The 16,392-nt window shown below is 49.8% G+C and carries 14 protein-coding genes; 3 read left to right on the forward strand and 11 right to left on the reverse strand.

The annotated features are described in order from the left end of the window. Window positions 1–6: 6 nt before the first annotated feature. The 6 genes from SK35_RS19525 to proB all read right to left on the reverse strand — a co-directional run bounded on the left by SK35_RS19525 (window position 7) and on the right by proB (window position 7,837). Window positions 7–2,499, reverse strand: a complete 2,493-nt coding sequence (locus SK35_RS19525) for a TcfC E-set like domain-containing protein (RefSeq protein WP_048214866.1) — start codon at window positions 2,497–2,499, stop codon at window positions 7–9. 58 nt (window positions 2,500–2,557) lie between these two features. Then, on the reverse strand, window positions 2,558–3,235 hold the full coding sequence (locus SK35_RS19530) for a hypothetical protein (RefSeq protein ID WP_048214867.1): 678 nt from the start codon (window positions 3,233–3,235) through the stop codon (window positions 2,558–2,560). Window positions 3,236–3,287: 52 nt separating this feature from the next. Next, window positions 3,288–3,875, reverse strand: coding sequence for a common pilus major fimbrillin subunit EcpA (ecpA, locus tag SK35_RS19535; RefSeq protein WP_003830835.1), 588 nt, complete (start codon window positions 3,873–3,875; stop codon window positions 3,288–3,290). 598 nt (window positions 3,876–4,473) lie between these two features. Next, complete coding sequence (locus tag SK35_RS19540; protein ID WP_048214868.1) at window positions 4,474–5,193, reverse strand: Crp/Fnr family transcriptional regulator; 720 nt, start codon at window positions 5,191–5,193, stop codon at window positions 4,474–4,476. A 278-nt stretch (window positions 5,194–5,471) separates the two neighbouring features. Next, on the reverse strand, window positions 5,472–6,722 hold the full coding sequence (gene proA / locus SK35_RS19545) for a glutamate-5-semialdehyde dehydrogenase (protein ID WP_048214869.1): 1,251 nt from the start codon (window positions 6,720–6,722) through the stop codon (window positions 5,472–5,474). An 11-nt stretch (window positions 6,723–6,733) separates the two neighbouring features. Continuing rightward, window positions 6,734–7,837, reverse strand: coding sequence for a glutamate 5-kinase (proB, locus tag SK35_RS19550; RefSeq protein WP_003031373.1), 1,104 nt, complete (start codon window positions 7,835–7,837; stop codon window positions 6,734–6,736). A gap of 289 nt (window positions 7,838–8,126) precedes the next feature. Here proB and phoE point away from each other — a divergent pair, with 289 nt between their 5' ends. After that, complete coding sequence (gene phoE / locus SK35_RS19555; RefSeq protein ID WP_003830831.1) at window positions 8,127–9,182, forward strand: phosphoporin PhoE; 1,056 nt, start codon at window positions 8,127–8,129, stop codon at window positions 9,180–9,182. Window positions 9,183–9,363: 181 nt separating this feature from the next. On the opposite strand, the gene crl is transcribed toward phoE, so the two are convergent. The 3 genes from crl to gpt all read right to left on the reverse strand — a co-directional run bounded on the left by crl (window position 9,364) and on the right by gpt (window position 11,626). Continuing rightward, window positions 9,364–9,765 (reverse strand): sigma factor-binding protein Crl, encoded by a 402-nt coding sequence (crl, locus tag SK35_RS19560; protein WP_008783790.1) that lies wholly within the window; start codon window positions 9,763–9,765, stop codon window positions 9,364–9,366. A gap of 57 nt (window positions 9,766–9,822) precedes the next feature. Beyond that, window positions 9,823–11,067: an esterase FrsA gene (gene frsA, locus SK35_RS19565; RefSeq protein ID WP_048214870.1), complete on the reverse strand. Its 1,245-nt coding sequence runs from the start codon at window positions 11,065–11,067 to the stop codon at window positions 9,823–9,825. 100 nt (window positions 11,068–11,167) lie between these two features. After that, entirely contained in the window at window positions 11,168–11,626 is a 459-nt protein-coding gene (gene gpt / locus SK35_RS19570; protein WP_003031380.1) for a xanthine phosphoribosyltransferase, read from the reverse strand. 261 nt (window positions 11,627–11,887) lie between these two features. Here gpt and pepD point away from each other — a divergent pair, with 261 nt between their 5' ends. Beyond that, window positions 11,888–13,345: a cytosol nonspecific dipeptidase gene (gene pepD, locus SK35_RS19575; protein WP_008783788.1), complete on the forward strand. Its 1,458-nt coding sequence runs from the start codon at window positions 11,888–11,890 to the stop codon at window positions 13,343–13,345. A gap of 151 nt (window positions 13,346–13,496) precedes the next feature. Here the strand turns inward: pepD and dinB are convergent, their stop codons facing one another. Beyond that, complete coding sequence (gene dinB / locus SK35_RS19580; protein WP_048214871.1) at window positions 13,497–14,552, reverse strand: DNA polymerase IV; 1,056 nt, start codon at window positions 14,550–14,552, stop codon at window positions 13,497–13,499. 331 nt (window positions 14,553–14,883) lie between these two features. On the opposite strand from dinB, the gene dpaA reads away from it, so the two are divergent. Next, entirely contained in the window at window positions 14,884–15,624 is a 741-nt protein-coding gene (gene dpaA / locus SK35_RS19585; RefSeq protein ID WP_003830823.1) for a peptidoglycan meso-diaminopimelic acid protein amidase, read from the forward strand. Here the strand turns inward: dpaA and SK35_RS19590 are convergent. Next, the gene (locus SK35_RS19590; RefSeq protein ID WP_003031388.1) at window positions 15,595–16,362 is read right to left on the reverse strand and encodes a class II glutamine amidotransferase; all 768 of its coding nucleotides are present in this window, start codon (window positions 16,360–16,362) and stop codon (window positions 15,595–15,597) included. The genes dpaA and SK35_RS19590 overlap by 30 nt on opposite strands. Window positions 16,363–16,392 lie beyond the last annotated feature (30 nt).

Below are 16,392 nucleotides of genomic sequence, written 5' to 3' on the forward strand. Positions count from 1 at the left end.
AATACCTTATCGTTGTGCCATCGTGGTTTGCGTTGCACATTTCACATCGCCAACCCACGCCGCGCCGCGTGCTTTTTCCAGATCCAGATCGGCTTCACATACCCCGCCATTGGCAGAAATTAACGTAATAACCGGATACTTTTTATCAATATCGATAGCAAACTCACCTTTTGCATCCGTACGTGTTTTACCGATGTGGTTATGAATATCGGTATTTGCAGCCAACTGTCCATCGGGATAACGAATGCGACCGAATACGGTGACCATGCTTTTCACTTCAGGGTTGATAACGCCAACGTTGCCCGGATAAAGCGTCAGTTCCTGTTTGCGCCCTGAAACAATATCGAAGCTGTCTTCAGAATTTTTATCATTAAGGATCTCCAGCTTGTACTGAGCATAAGGCGGCAACGCAATAAAATTTGATTTACCGCTGAGAAGATAATTGCGGTTATTAATCTTCGCAGCCAGTTTCCCCTCGCCGGTCAAATCTGTTTTTACGATAACGCCAGAACGCTGTCTCTCTTTACTCAGACCGAAGTCTTTACCTGCCCATGCCAGAGAACCTTGGGAAGAGAAGTTCATATTGGTGGAGTTGTCAGCAGAACGTGTTACCGATACGGTGCCAGCGTTATATTTCGTGTCATAACTTAGATTGCCGTTTACCGAATAATTATTGTCGTAATGCTGTTCACCACTCAGACGCGTTGATGCCGATAATCCGACCGATTTAATCGGCCCTTCAGCATACTGTTTTCGTGCACTGAGATTACCCTGGGTGCTGCCATAGCGATCTCGGGAGACGCCCATGCTCAACCAGGTCGCCAACGGCAAGGATAAGTCCAGGCTGACATAACGTTCCTGTCGCCCATCGTCATTTCGGTTGTTGTAGTAATAACGCTGAATTCCTGCACGTAACCCAATCGTGGCATACCTTCCCGAATAGAGAGTCGTATTGTAATCCAGATTACGGTATTTATTGCCTGAGTAACGATTCTCCGTCTGACTAACGGTGAGTGAACCACCATGAGGAATAAACTTTCCGAGGTTAAGAGTTCCGCCAATGGAATAGTTATCACGCTCCTGCATAGGCAAGCGATCGCCAATTTTACTGTCTTCACGAGATGCCCAAAAGGAACCATATCCCTCAGGGACATTGAGATTAATGTTACTGATGTTTCGCCATGATGAATCGTTCGCTACCAACATCTGATTGCCAATACTGACGTATTCATTCACATTCAGCGTGACATCCGTTTCATTAACCGCATTGTTGTCAAAACCGTAGATCGTTGATTTCAGGCCCAGCCCCGACAATATCGTCAGCGTCACCGATGCTGCCCCCCCGGCAATCCAGGTCTGCTCATTACCCAAATCCTGATAGTGGTTACGCTTATAGCTCACCCGATCATAGTCCAGCGAACCACCAAAAAACTGCCATGAGAGCTGATGAATGCCGGCAGTTTGTTGGCGAGCAAAGATCTTATTAACCCGGCTGACACGACTATTAATTGTCCGCCCATTGACCACGATATCTACCGTGACGTCGTAAACACCATACGGAAAGCGACTGGTATCAATTTCATAGCTGCCCATATTAAAGTTCTGCACGCTGAGCAAACGTCCATCGCGGAAGACATGAACCTCACCAGCGGCTGGCAAAAATACGGTAATCGGCGTGAGTGAAAGTGCGGTATTCTCAACAACCGTACTTCCTTTATTCCCGTAGCTCACACCGTAAATTTTCCCACCATTCAGCGCATTCAGGCTGGCAATAGACTGGACATTCCATGTATCAAGCATCCCCAGCGCCAGTCGATACCCTTCATAATCGCGCTCATACATCGCACGATAAAGTTTACTGGTACCATTGCTGTCACCGATGCCGTAAAACGAACCGTTAACATTAATGTGGTGCTCCCGCAGCGATGTTGTATTGTCCATCGTCAGATAGCTGCGGGTACTGCTGCCATTTCGGTAATCGTTATAGTAGGTACCAAAGTTGTAGTTCAGGACGTTAGACAGAGTTTCAACGCTGGAAGGTCCAAGCAAGCTACTGCGCGCGACAATCGCTTCAGTTAACGCATCTTTGCTGACAATCATCTCCAGGTGAAATGATGAGACATTAAGTTGCAGTCGAGCATCATCTGACAGTTCAATATTCGTATTATCGTGAAACTTTACATCACGGATTTTTTCCACTAACGCGCGGGTTTTCTCGGATAACACAGCATTATTGGGCAATTCAGCAAGAGTCAGTGCTTTAACTGTAATATTGCCATCAACAAGCGAAATCACCGCATCGGCAATTTTTTGCTGACTTTTCTCATCAGTCTCGTTGTAACGTATATATACCGGCACCGTCATTCCCTGCTCCAGTGAACGGGCGAAAGCGCTGGGAATAACGTAATTACCCACTTTTACTGGGGCTGCATGTGAAGTTCCTGGTGTCAGCGCAAGAAAAAGACAAATGCTACCGCCAACAATATATGTTGTTGTCATATGCATCCTTACAATCCGGTATTTTTATTTATCCCGTACAGATGGCTGCTATTGACCATCACTTCACTGTAATAAACTGCTTACCATGCCAGATACCGATGCGTGAGCGGCTATTACTAATGTCGGTGAACTGCAGTTTTATTTTTGTACCTGGCATAATGTAATAACGTTCACGACAGCCCCGTCCCTGATCGCGAGCATTATCTTTGCAAGCTCCATAGGCGATTACTCGAAATGAAACATTGCCAGTATTGCTAATAACATCACCATTACGGTTATATTCAAAACGTTCTTTTCGCGGCGCAACGACCAAAATCGTGCCAATTTCTGCTGACGCTGTCGCAACAGCCAATTTATTGGCCCTGGTTTCCGCGCTCTCGGTGACCGGCTCATCTATCCATTGCAGACGATAATAACGCTCGATATCATCAATTGGCCCTTTATAAAAGAAGCGAAAAACATCCTTTGCCTGACCAGGCAGAATTAGATTGGCAGGCGTAGAGAGTAATTCCCCGGAATTAACGGGTTTTATTTCGACTCCGCCCGCTAAAGGTGATGACAGTTTTTTTACCGATACGCTGACATAACGAGCCGAATCTGTCGTATTAGTAATTTCTTTCGATAATGAACTCTCAGCAGAAGTCATTATCGACGTGATATCACCAACGTTAATTGCCCAGCTGGAAAAAGAGATTACCAACCCTACCAACATTGCTGCCGGTAAATATTTATTCATGACACCATTCCTGATAAATTCGGGAGAATTTCTCCTCCCGAAATTTTTTTTCTTAGGCGGACGGAGTCGTCCAGGTTGCATTGAACTGTACTTTTACATCACCAGTCCAATAGCCGTCTGGCAGTGCAGAGTAATCCGTTACCGGCGTGCTACCATCAGAAGTCGCAGACGCAATGGTGAATTTGAAGTTGGATTGATCGCTGACGCGGTCAGCACCGTTGTAAGCGCCATCAGCCATCAGGCTTTCAAGACCAGAAGTCGAGCTGGAATTTACCAGGACAGTATCTGATGAATTAGTCAACGCGGTGCCATTCCATGCCACCCCTACGTTCAGGGTAGACGCATCGCCACTGGCGTTGGTCAGAGTATTGCTAATAATCTGAGCGGTCAGTTCAAAATCAGTTGCCGTTTCCTGGCCCTGAATAGTCACATCAAACGCGCCATCCTGGGAGTTGAAGCCATTCAGACCTTCCGCATACTGGAAAGTCAAAGAGTTTAGCGGAGTGACGACCAACATGCTGGTGGTATCTTTTGTTGCCGTCGCGTCCCACGAGGCCGTTGCAGAAGCAGTGACATCTGCCATTGCATTTGCCGCAACAAATACAGACGCCAGAGAGGTCACTAATAATAATTTTTTCATTTTTATCTTCTCCTAAGAACAAACTCACCACCGAGTCTTATTATTAAGTCACTCCAGCGGTTCCATTAATTGCGAGCCATAATTGCCGCGCCCAAAAATTATCATTTGAATTAAGTAACATCTCAACAAACCCTGAAACGCAAAAATTACAAAAAGACTAAGAATTTTCCCACTAAAACGATAATATAAGAAGTTTCCTAAGTTTAATTTACTTAAATAACACCATGACTCAGAACTATCACCCAAATAAATAAGACAAATCAAACAATTCATCTTTTTTATGTTTTTGATAAATATCAAAAAGATCATACAAATACCACGAGAGTAAAACCCTTACAAAACATAAAGATAATTAACACCTCCATAGTTTCTCTATAATGCTTATTATTTGTTGCAATTATGCTAAATTTTTAACACCGCAAGAAAATTCTCATGATATATCCATTTGCACGGGAATATTCTTATAAATAAATCATTCACCTACAGAAACTACATTCTAATTGATAATTATTTGACAAAATTAAAACCAGGAATTTTCCATATAAAATGAATATTCCTGGCTTATCAGAAGAGATAATAATTATCGTTAAATAGAAAATTAGATAAAACGTTTTAAACCAAGATAACTATTAATTGTTACGGTACGTACCCTATGTAAGGTAATCAAATTCTGCTGTTCAAGTGATTTTAATGAGCGGCTAACGGTTTCAATTTTAAGATCGAGATAACTGGCAATTTCCTCCCGAGAAAATGGCAAGCGAAGCGTCGTTTCTGGCCTGCCGATGCGTAAATGCATCTCGTAAAATTCCACCAGGAAAGCCGCGATCCTGGCCTCAGCATGTTTATTCGCATAGCGCCGCAGTTTTTCAACAATGAATCCATTGTCCCTGCAGAGAAACTTGATGACTGCGGCAGCTACCGAAGGCTCCTTCTCTGCTACCTTGAACAACCGCGCAATATCAATGTGGCAAACCTCTGCAGCCGTTACGGCCTGGATAGTTGTCAGGTACTTCCCCCCTTCGACAGCATCCAGCGCCATGATATCTCCCGGAACATAAAAGCGGCTGATAAAAACGTTATCGCCACATTCCACGCTGGACTTGCAGTACCCCTCATGGATAACAAAAAGCATATCCGCGGTTTCATCCTGCCGAGCGAGTATCTCCCCAGCTTTAAACCGCCTTCTTTTGTCTATTAATTTGTATTGATTATCACGATCAATCGCCGCTCCCTTTGGGCACAGCGAACAATGACGGGGAGGAAACGGGTTGCCAAGCGGCACAACAGGAATGCTTAGTTTGTGAATATCCGATTTCACGCAACAACTCCTCATAAAAATGAGATTGATTCTAATAGATCGGGCCATGGGAACAATACGTGAAACGAAGACCAGGAAAATTCATGCAGGCAGGGAAAATTCTGTGATACGCCGCCTTTCTGACGTCAGAGAATGCATAGGTCAGATCCAGACTGGTGCGGATGATGTTAAAAACGCAGGATAAAAAATGCGGCGGCGGGGTGAAGGTTAGTATTAACTGGGTGATGCCTTAATAGCCTTTTAAATCAGATGGCTATTATTGCATCACCCAGTTTCAATTACGCACGAATCGTGTCGTCACCAAAGCCAACCCACTTGTATGTGGTCAGTGCTTCCAGTCCCATTGGGCCACGAGCGTGCAGTTTTTGCGTGCTCACCGCCACTTCCGCACCCAGTCCGAACTGGCCGCCATCGGTAAAACGAGTAGAGGCGTTTACATACACGGCAGAAGAGTCCACTTCATTCACGAAACGGTTGGCGTTGCTGAGCGTGCGCGTCAGTATGGCGTCCGAGTGCTGGGTACCGTGTTCGCGAATATGGGCGATAGCACCATCCATATTTTCGACCACCACAACGTTCAGATCCAGAGACAGAAACTCGTTATCCAGCTCTTCCGGTTTTAGTGGCACCAGTTTGGCAGGGCCATGCAGAACCTGCATCACGATTTCATCACCGTGCAGCGTAACACCGCTATCCGCCATCTTTTGGCTTAACGCAGGCAGGAAACGCTCAGCAATATCCTGATGCACCAGCAGAGTTTCTACAGTGTTACAGGTGCTTGGACGCTGGGTTTTAGCGTTAACGATAATCTTCAGGGCCGGGGCGATCTCCGCGGTATCATCAACATAAATATGGCATACGCCAATACCGCCGGTGATGACCGGGATGGTCGACTGTTCACGGCACAGCTTATGCAGACCCGCGCCACCGCGAGGGATCAGCATATCGATGTACTTATCCATTCGCAGCATTTCGGCGACCAGCGCGCGGTCCGGGTTATCAATTGACTGTACGGCAGCCGCGGGTAAACCGCAGGCTTCCAGCGCCTTTTGGATAACCGCCACGGTGGCGGCGTTCGTCCGGTAGGTCTCTTTCCCACCGCGCAAAATCACCGCATTGCCGGTTTTCAGGCACAGTGAGGCAACGTCAACGGTGACGTTTGGACGCGCTTCATAAATCACGCCAATCACGCCCAGCGGGACGCGACGACGCTCCAGACGCAGACCGCTATCCAGCAGGCCGCCGTCAATCACCTGCCCTACCGGGTCGGCAAGATTACAGACCTGGCGCACATCGTCAGCAATCGCTTTCAGACGCGTAGGCGTCAGCGCCAGGCGGTCGAGCATCGCTTCGCTCAGGCCGTTGGCTCGCGCCTGCTCAACATCTTGTATGTTCGCGCTGAGGATGCTTTCCGTTTGCGCTTCCAGCTCATCAGCAATGGTTTCCAGTACGCGATTTTTTTCGCGACTGGAGAGCAGCGCCAGCTTGTATGACGCGGCTTTGGCAGCAATGCCCATTTGTTCCAGCATATGCTTGTTCCTTAACGGGTGATCATGTCGTCGCGATGGACAGCAACCGGACCGTATTCGTAGCCCAGGATAGTGTCGATCTGTTGTGAGTGATGTCCGGCAATACGGCGCAGCGCATCGCTGTTATAGCGGGTGACGCCGTGGGCAATATCGCGCCCTTCGAGATTGCAGATGCGGATCACTTCACCACGAGAAAAGTTACCTGTCACGCTTTTAATGCCTTTTGGCAGTAATGAGCTGCCGCGTTCCAGAATTGCTGCGGTCGCGCCCTCATCGACGGTAATCTCCCCGGCAGGCGGCGCGCCAAAGATCCAGCGTTTACGATTCTCCAGCGGAGAGGCCTGAGCATGAAAACGCGTCCCAACGGAAACGCCTTCCATCACGTCGCCAATCACGCCCGGCTTGCTGCCTGCGGCAATAATGGTGTCGATCCCGGCGCGGCACGCGACATCGGCTGCCTGCAGTTTTGTTCCCATGCCGCCGGTTCCCAGACCCGAGACGCTGTCGCCGGCAATGGCGCGCAACGCATCGTCAATACCGTGAACGTCTTTAATCAGCTCCGCCTGCGGATTGGTACGCGGATCGGCGGTGAACAGTCCCTGCTGATCGGTCAGCAGCAGCAGCTTATCGGCTCCGGCCAGAATCGCCGCCAGCGCGGAGAGGTTGTCGTTATCGCCGACTTTAATCTCAGCGGTCGCTACGGCGTCATTCTCATTAATGACAGGAACAATGTTGTTATCCAGCAGCGCGCGGAGTGTATCGCGGGCATTGAGGAAGCGCTCTCTGTCTTCCATATCTGCACGCGTCAGCAGCATCTGCCCGATATGAATACCGTAAATCGAGAATAGCTGTTCCCACAGTTGAATCAGTCGGCTCTGCCCGACCGCCGCCAACAGCTGTTTCGAAGCTATCGTTGCCGGGAGCTCCGGGTAACCAAGATGCTCACGTCCGGCGGCAATCGCACCAGAGGTAACGATAACAATACGATGCCCTGCGGCATGGAGCTGCGCGCACTGGCGAACCAGTTCTACGATGTGGGCGCGGTTCAGGCGGCGGGATCCGCCCGTTAACACACTGGTGCCAAGTTTTACCACCAGCGTCTGGCTGTCACTCATGATTCTCTGCCATTCAAAATTGGGGAAAATGATATCAAACGAACGTTTTAGCAGGACTGGCCCCGGTTGCCAACAACCAGCGCACAAAGCATGAAATTTTATTGCGCAGGATCAGCAAGCGTAGCGGCAGATTTTGACGCATTTATTACAGAAACAAAAAAACATCCTTTTTTAAAAATATTCTTACTTTGTCATAAAACGTTCATTGCCAGACGTTAAAAACCCTCCTGTCTTTTAACGGGGATCACATCCAGTGAATATTAGCGCGTACTTTTAATCAGGAATGAAAATGAAAAAGAGCACTCTGGCATTAGTGGTGATGGGAATTGTTGCGTCGGCATCCGTACAGGCAGCGGAAGTGTATAACAAGAACGGCAATAAGCTGGATTTGTACGGCAAAGTAAAAGCCATGCATTACATGACGGATTATGACAGCAAAGATGGTGACCAAAGCTATATCCGTTTAGGTTTTAAAGGTGAAACGCAAATTAACGATCAACTAACCGGTTATGGTCGTTGGGAAGCAGAGTTTGCCGGCAATAAAGCTGAAAGCGACTCTAACCAACAAAAAACACGTCTGGCCTTCGCCGGTGTGAAATTAAAAGATTTTGGCTCGTTTGATTATGGTCGTAACCTGGGTGCGCTGTATGACGTGGAAGCCTGGACCGATATGTTCCCGGAATTTGGTGGCGACTCCTCCGCACAGACCGATAACTTTATGACCAAACGCGCCAGCGGTCTGGCAACTTACCGTAACACCGACTTCTTCGGCGTCGTGGATGGCCTGGATCTGACCCTGCAATACCAGGGTAAAAACCAGGATCGCGATGTGAAAAAACAGAACGGCGACGGTTTTGGTACTTCTGTTACCTATGACTTTGGCGGCAGCGATTTCGCGGTGAGCGGCGCTTATACCAACTCCGATCGAACCAACCAGCAGAATCTTCAAACTCGCGGTACGGGTGATAAAGCTGAAGCCTGGGCAACCGGCTTAAAATATGATGCTAACGATATTTATATTGCGACGTTCTATTCTGAAACACGCAATATGACGCCAATTTCCGGCGGCTTCGCCAATAAAACACAGAACTTCGAAGCGGTTGTTCAGTACCAGTTTGACTTTGGTCTGCGTCCGTCACTGGGTTATGTGCTTTCTAAAGGGAAAGATATTGAAGGCGTCGGCAATGAAGACCTGGTGAATTATATCGACGTGGGCGCAACGTATTATTTCAACAAAAATATGTCCGCGTTTGTTGATTATAAAATCAACCAGTTGGATAGCGATAATAAACTGGGCATCAACGATGATGACATCGTTGCTGTCGGTATGGTCTACCAGTTCTAATTATACCCGTCATATTTCAAGCTGCATGTGCGTTGGCTTTCCTCGCTCACCCCAGTCACGTACTTATGTACGCTCCTGGGGATTCGCTGCGTCGCCGCCTTCCTGCAACTCGAATTATTTAGGGTATAGCATAAAAAAATGCCGGATGGGGTTGCGCCGCCATCCGGCATTTTACTGTTCATTATGCCGTTAACTTAACCGGTTCATCCTTAAAGTCGTCAGCAGGTTCCAGCGCCAGATTCAGCGTCGTTAACAAGCCACGTAATTTTTCATGGAATTCACGTAAGGTGTATTCCAGTCGCTCTACCACTTCAGTCTCTTTCACCGGCACCGCCGTCCAGTTACCGTCTTTATCAAACAAACCAAACTGATAGCTGTACGTGAAGCGTTTTTCCTGCGCCTCCAGTTCCATCCACCAGCCCCAAAACTCGCGTTTCTCAGGGGCGGGTTTCACGTTGACGCAAACAGCCAGACAATCGAAAAAAAATCGATTATCTTCGCACTGCCCTTCCCGGATATACGGGCCAAGCGCGGTGAATTTCTTGATCAATCTACTTTTCGGATGCCCACTCGGTAACGTCATTACGATCTCCTTAGGTGAAGCACCTGTTTTACCAAATCGCTAAAATTTAGCAAACTTTTAACACAATCTCTGATTGATCCAACCGGTTATTTCCTGCAGCCCTTTGTCAAAATTGCGATACACCGGGTTGAAGGGGATCTCCAGTAGCTTACCGTCTGAAGATGAAGATGTGATTAAACGTGACTCTTCTTCCGGGCTAAACGGGTCGTTCTTCCAGAATCCTGAGAGCATTGGCGTCGGGCAGCGTCGACCCAGCAGGCCCTGCACTTTTAATGAATAGCGATTAAGCTCAACGCGCAGCGCTTCATCGGAGGCGTCGTGCATCCCCAGGCGGCTGGCCAGAACGTCAAGGTACATTTCCGGGACGCTTGCCTGACGCTGCGGATCGCTCAGCAGCGCATGCACGACCGGCCCCAGACAGGCCACCGCCTTCAGCCGTGATGATTCCAGATACGCCAGACGTACCGCTACGTTAGCGCCAAAGCGGAAACCGAAGGCCGCCACGCGGGTGTGATCCACCCAGGGAACATTAGGCAGCGCTTTTAATACATGCTGATGCAGCAGGCTGGAATCCTGAGTCAGTTTCCATTTTGACGAGAAACCAACCGACGGCATATCCAGCGTCAGCATGGCTATACCCCGTGGGGCAAAATAGCGCTCATACAGGGTGTAGTAATCCGTTTGCATGGAATCGAGGCCACCACACATCAGCACCGTCGGGAACGGACCGTCACCTTTTGGCATATGTAAGAAGCCGGTGATCGGCGCGCCGCCAGCGACGGGAAACTCCATCTCACGCAGCGTGCCCGGTAATCGCTGTGCGGCCTCTTCATAGGCACGATTCGCCAAAGCCTGTGCCTGCTCTGCCAGCTCATCGCCTTTCAGGTGTGGGTAAGCGGCAATGTTGTACAACGTAGACGCATGCAGCCAGTGGCGTCCGCTCACCTGCGGATCCTCTTCCATAGACGCTTTCTGTTGCCAGTCCATCGCCTGCTTCGCCCACTCATAGATCCAGTTCCCACCGCGATAGCCGATAACCGTATCGTAGAGTTCTTTATCTGTACGCTCGGCTTCGCTCATCACGATACGTGCCTGCACCTCAAGGATTTCACGCGGGTCGACGCCGCGCCAGATCCACATCAGGCGATTCACCATGCGATACCAGTGCGGAATGGTTTTGCCATCCAGGGCAGATTGTACGGACGGCTGCGCGCCGTGATTAAAACGACGAACCAGTGTTGACGTTTCAGGGTGTTTGAAGCGGGGTTTAAACAGGACTTCGCTGAGGTTAGCCTGTGACATGATTGCAGCCTCCATGAGTACTCACTAAGGCATAGTGTAACCTGACACAGCACAAAAAGAACAACGCCCGGCAGTTGCCAGGCGTTGAAAACTTTTTAGATTAGCGACCAGAGATCGGCGGGACGAACACTACGCCCATATCCCACGGCTGCTCAATCCAGGTATCCTGAGGGATATCAACAACATAATCATTCACCAGCGGGCGACCAGCCGGCTTAGCGAAGATAGTGACGAAATGCGCTTTAGGATACATTTCGCGAATCGCAACGGCTGTACCACCGGTGTCAACCAGGTCATCAATTACGATGAAACCTTCACCGTCGCCTTCGGCACGCTTCAGCACTTTCAGTTCGCGCTGGTTGTCGTGATCGTAGCTGGAGATGCATACGGTATCGACATGACGAATACCCAATTCACGCGCCAGCAATGCGCCCGGCACCAGACCACCACGGCTAACGGCAATAATGCCTTTCCATTGTTCAGAAGGCATCAGGCGGCTTGCCAGTTTACGTGCATGGATCTGCAACATGTCCCAGGTGACGACGTATTTTTCGCTCATGTGAAGTGTCCCAGCCTGTTTATCTACGGCTTAAAAAGTGTTCGAGGGGGAAATAGGTTGCGCGAGATTATAGAGATCTGACGCACTAAAAACCAGTGTTTCGCGGAATCCGCGCCTCTTTTTGCATGCTTTATGCTAGCCGTCAGCGGAGAAAGTGGTATTCTCAATCGCATCGCGCAAGCCTGGCTTGTGGTGTTTTTAATTCTGCTAACCCCGTGGCCTGCAAGCAAGTTTTGTAGGACATCGCCAAGGAGACTCAACGTGTCTGAACTGTCTCAATTATCCCCGCAACCGCTATGGGATATTTTTGCCAAAATCTGTTCTATTCCTCATCCGTCCTATCATGAAGAGCAGCTCGCTGAACACATTCTGAGCTGGGCCCAAGAGAAAGGTTTCCACGTCGAGCGCGATCAAGTCGGTAATATCCTGATTCGCAAACCCGCAACTGCAGGTATGGAAAACCGCAAGCCGGTCGTTCTGCAGGCGCACCTGGATATGGTCCCGCAGAAAAACAACGACACCGTGCACGACTTCACTAAAGATCCTATCCAGCCTTATATTGACGGCGAATGGGTGAAAGCCCGTGGCACCACGCTGGGTGCGGATAACGGCATCGGTATGGCGTCTGCGCTGGCCGTTCTGGCTGATGACAGCGTGGTACACGGTCCGCTGGAAGTGCTGCTGACCATGACCGAAGAAGCGGGTATGGATGGCGCGTTTGGTCTGCAGGCTAACTGGCTGCAGGCAGATATCCTGATCAACACCGACTCAGAAGAAGAAGGTGAGATCTACATGGGTTGCGCAGGCGGTATCGACTTTACCTCTAACCTGCCGCTGTCCCGTGAAGCAATCCCGGCTGGATTCCAGAGCTTTAAGCTGACGTTAAAAGGCCTAAAAGGCGGTCACTCCGGCGGCGAAATCCACGTGGGTCTCGGTAACGCGAACAAACTGCTGGTACGCTTCCTGGCGGGCCACGCTGAAGAGCTGGATCTGCGTCTGGTTGATTTCAACGGCGGTACGCTGCGTAACGCGATTCCGCGTGAAGCCTTTGCCACCCTCGCCGTGGCTGCAGATAAAGTTGATGCGTTAAAAGCGCTGGTCAACACCTATCAGGAAATCCTGAAAAACGAACTGGAAGCCAAAGAGAAGAACCTGGCTCTTCTGCTGGATGCCGTAACTCAAGACAAAGCCGCGCTGACCGCTCAGTCTCGCGACAGCTTTGTGCGTCTGCTGAACGCCACCCCGAACGGCGTAATCCGCAACTCTGACGTCGCCAAAGGCGTGGTTGAGACCTCTCTGAACGTCGGCGTTGTCACAATGACTGACGACAATGTTGAAATTCACTGCCTGATCCGTTCCCTGATCGACAGCGGTAAAGACTACGTGGTGAGCATGCTGGATTCACTGGGTAAACTGGCTGGCGCGAAAACCCAGGCAAAAGGCGGATACCCAGGCTGGCAGCCGGATGCTAACTCTCCGGTTATGCACCTGGTTCGTGAAACCTATCAGCGTCTGTTCAATAAAACGCCGAATATCCAGATCATCCACGCTGGTCTGGAATGTGGTCTGTTCAAGAAACCGTATCCAGATATGGACATGGTTTCCATCGGGCCAACTATCACCGGTCCGCACTCCCCGGATGAGCAGGTTCATATCGAAAGCGTCGGCCATTACTGGACGCTGCTGACTGAACTGCTGAAGTCTATTCCGGCGAAGTAAGATTCTGCGCTAAATGCCGGATGACGCTACGTTTATCTGGCCTACATGCTGGTTTGTAGGCCGGATAAAGTTGTTACGCAGCCATCTGGCCTGCACGCTGGTTTGTAGACCGGATAAGGCGTTTACGCCGACATCCGGCAATTGTTCTGAGTCACAGCCCCAACAGTAGCTGTCTTTCCATTTGTGGATCCAGCAGCGTGACGTGTAATCCCACCAGCCTGACGCCTCGCCCTCCCCTACGCTCGTCCCAGGTCTTGCGCGCTGTCGTAATTAAGTCATCTTTATTTAAGCGCGGCCAGACGTGCTCCTGCGTAGTCTGCTGAAAATCATTAAACTTGAGTTTTATCCCCTGGCGAGCGATCAGCAGATCCGGCTTTACCTTTGCCAGACGCCGTTCCAGCTCAGGATAGAGCCGTTCAATTATCGCCTCACACTCCGACCACTCGTGAATATCTTCCGCCAGCGTACGCTCCACGCCGACGGATTTACGCAGCCTGTCGTTGTTGACGTCCCGTTCGTCAATCCCCTGACTGCGCTCCCACAGCATACGACCAAACTTGCCGAAGCGTTTGAGCAGCATTGCCAGGTCGTATTTTTGAACATCTTCGCAGGTACGTAATCCCATTGATTCCAGCTTAGCGGCGGAGACTTTGCCAACGCCGGGAATTTTGCCTAACGGTAATGTTCTGAGGAATTCAGGAACATCGGCAGGGGTAATCACATATTGCCCATTGGGTTTGTTGAGATCGGAAGCTATTTTTGCCAGAAATTTTACCGGCGCAATTCCGGCAGAGGCGGTTAACTGTAACTCGTTAAAAATTGTCTGGCGGATTTCCTGAGCGATCAGCGTAGCTGAGCCGTGGCAGTGGGTGCTGTCGGTCACATCCAGATAGGCTTCATCCAGCGAAAGTGGTTCTATCAGCGAGGTATAGCGGGAGAAAATAGCCTGAATCTGGCGGGAGGCTTCTTTATAGGCCTCGTAACGACCAGGTAATAAAGTGAGATGCGGACACAGCTTTAATGCCATTCCCGTTGGCATTGCGCTACGCACGCCAAATTTGCGCGCCGGGTAATTGGCCGTGCTGATGACCCCCCGACGTTCTCGACTGCCACCAATAGCAATGGGAATATCACGCAGGGCGGGGTTGTCGCGCATTTCCACCGCCGCGAAAAAGCAGTCCATATCGACATGTATGATTTTACGCATCGTTTGTCTCCCACATTACTGTTTAAGTATACAGTATTTTTATGTTGTGAGAAGTATGGTTGTACCTAATGCTGGGCCGTTCCTGACCCATTATCCATCCAGCACGAATAAGACCCAATGAAGCGCAGTAACCAGCAAAATACGCCAGTGTCTGACTGCCTTTAAGCGCAATTTTCCGTATAAAGAAAAACTAAAGTGTAAACGCCGCACGAGAGACTTGCGAAAAACTCTCTTGGTGCTAATGTGAGCGCTCCAGATCCAGATTTATCCGATTTGGGGATTCTTTTTGCCGTCCTGGCGTGTGTGATCGTTTTATCAAGGAATAAGCAGTATGCGTAAAATCGCATTTTTTCTTGCGATGCTTTTATTGCCGTGCGTTTCATTTGCCGGTTTGCTGAGCAGCAGCAGCCCGACTACGCCTGTCAGCAAAGAATATAAGCAGCAATTAATGGGCTCCCCCGTTTATATCCAGATCTTCAAAGAAGAGCGAACCTTGGATCTGTACGTCAAGATGGGCGAACAGTATCAATTGCTCGACAGCTATAAGATCTGCAATTATTCCGGCGGCTTAGGGCCGAAACAGCGTCAGGGTGATTTCAAAAGTCCGGAAGGATTTTACAGCGTACAGCGTGGACAGCTGAAACCGGATAGCCGCTTCTATAAAGCGATTAACATTGGTTTCCCTAACGCCTACGACCGCGCACACGGTTATGAAGGTAAGTACCTGATGATCCACGGTGCCTGTGTTTCCGTCGGCTGCTACGCAATGACCGACAACGGCATTGATGAGATTTTCCAGTTTGTGACAGGTGCTCTGGTGTTCGGGCAGTCCAGCGTACAGGTTAGCATTTACCCGTTCCGCATGACCGATGCCAACATGCAACGCCATAAGTTCTCGTATTACAAAGATTTCTGGGCCCAGTTAAAGCCGGGATACGATTACTTTGAACAAACACGTAAACCACCGACCGTTTCCGTCGTCGATGGTCGTTACGTCGTCAGCAAGCCGTTGAGTCACGAAGTGGTTCAGCCGCAACTGGCATCAAACTACACGCTCCCCGAGACAAAATAATGCCCACTCGCCTGGCATAATCTTTTGCCAGGTTTCATTGCCGGTTAACGGTTGAGTGGCAATCACGGTGACCACATCATTGGGTGTGGTCTCTGAGCTAAAATCGATTTCCACGTCCTGATCCAGCAATGTCGCCACGCCAAACGGCGCACGACGCGTGATCCAAAACAGGTTGGTCGAACAGAAGGCCATCACATAGCGCCCGTCAGACAACAGCATGTTGAAGACGCCCTTCTCCCGCAGTTCTCCTGCCAGCATCGCGATATATTTAAACACTGCCGTCATATTGCCAGGCGTGCGCGGATAACGCTCCGTCAGCTTGTGGAGCAGCCAGCAGAACGCTTTTTCGCTGTCGGTTTCCCCGACCGGACGGAAATTTCCGGTTTCCAGCGATTTATAGCCACTGAGCTGTCCATTATGAGCATAGGTCCAGTTGCGTCCCCACAGTTCGCGGGTAAAGGGATGGGTATTTTCCAACGCCACTTCGCCACGGTTCGCCTGACGAATATGGGCAATCACGGAACAGGATTTAATGGGGTAGTCTTGTACCAGTTTGGCGATAGGCGAATTAAAGCTGGGTTGCGGATCTTTAAACGTACGGCAGCCCTTACCTTCATAAAACGTAATACCCCAGCCGTCTTTGTGCGGCCCGGTCCCTCCGCCGCGCTGAACCAGCCCGGTGAAGCTAAAGCAGATATCGGTTGGCACATTGGCGCTCATCCCGAGCAGTTCGCACATACATCACCTACCTTAACACGGTGCTCTGCC

The organism is Citrobacter sp. MGH105 (genome assembly GCF_001037485.2).
GTDB lineage: Bacteria > Pseudomonadota > Gammaproteobacteria > Enterobacterales > Enterobacteriaceae > Citrobacter > Citrobacter portucalensis.

Coding starts and splice junctions, on each gene's coding strand:
- SK35_RS19525 (WP_048214866.1), bottom strand. CDS start 2,499: ATGACAACAACATATATTGTTGGCGGTAGCATTTGTCTTTTTCTTGCG.
- SK35_RS19530 (WP_048214867.1), bottom strand. CDS start 3,235: ATGAATAAATATTTACCGGCAGCAATGTTGGTAGGGTTGGTAATCTCT.
- ecpA (WP_003830835.1), bottom strand. CDS start 3,875: ATGAAAAAATTATTATTAGTGACCTCTCTGGCGTCTGTATTTGTTGCG.
- proA (WP_048214869.1), bottom strand. CDS start 6,722: ATGCTGGAACAAATGGGCATTGCTGCCAAAGCCGCGTCATACAAGCTG.
- proB (WP_003031373.1), bottom strand. CDS start 7,837: ATGAGTGACAGCCAGACGCTGGTGGTAAAACTTGGCACCAGTGTGTTA.
- phoE (WP_003830831.1), top strand. CDS start 8,127: ATGAAAAAGAGCACTCTGGCATTAGTGGTGATGGGAATTGTTGCGTCG.
- crl (WP_008783790.1), bottom strand. CDS start 9,765: ATGACGTTACCGAGTGGGCATCCGAAAAGTAGATTGATCAAGAAATTC.
- frsA (WP_048214870.1), bottom strand. CDS start 11,067: ATGTCACAGGCTAACCTCAGCGAAGTCCTGTTTAAACCCCGCTTCAAA.
- gpt (WP_003031380.1), bottom strand. CDS start 11,626: ATGAGCGAAAAATACGTCGTCACCTGGGACATGTTGCAGATCCATGCA.
- dinB (WP_048214871.1), bottom strand. CDS start 14,552: ATGCGTAAAATCATACATGTCGATATGGACTGCTTTTTCGCGGCGGTG.
- dpaA (WP_003830823.1), top strand. CDS start 14,884: ATGCGTAAAATCGCATTTTTTCTTGCGATGCTTTTATTGCCGTGCGTT.
- SK35_RS19590 (WP_003031388.1), bottom strand. CDS start 16,362: ATGTGCGAACTGCTCGGGATGAGCGCCAATGTGCCAACCGATATCTGC.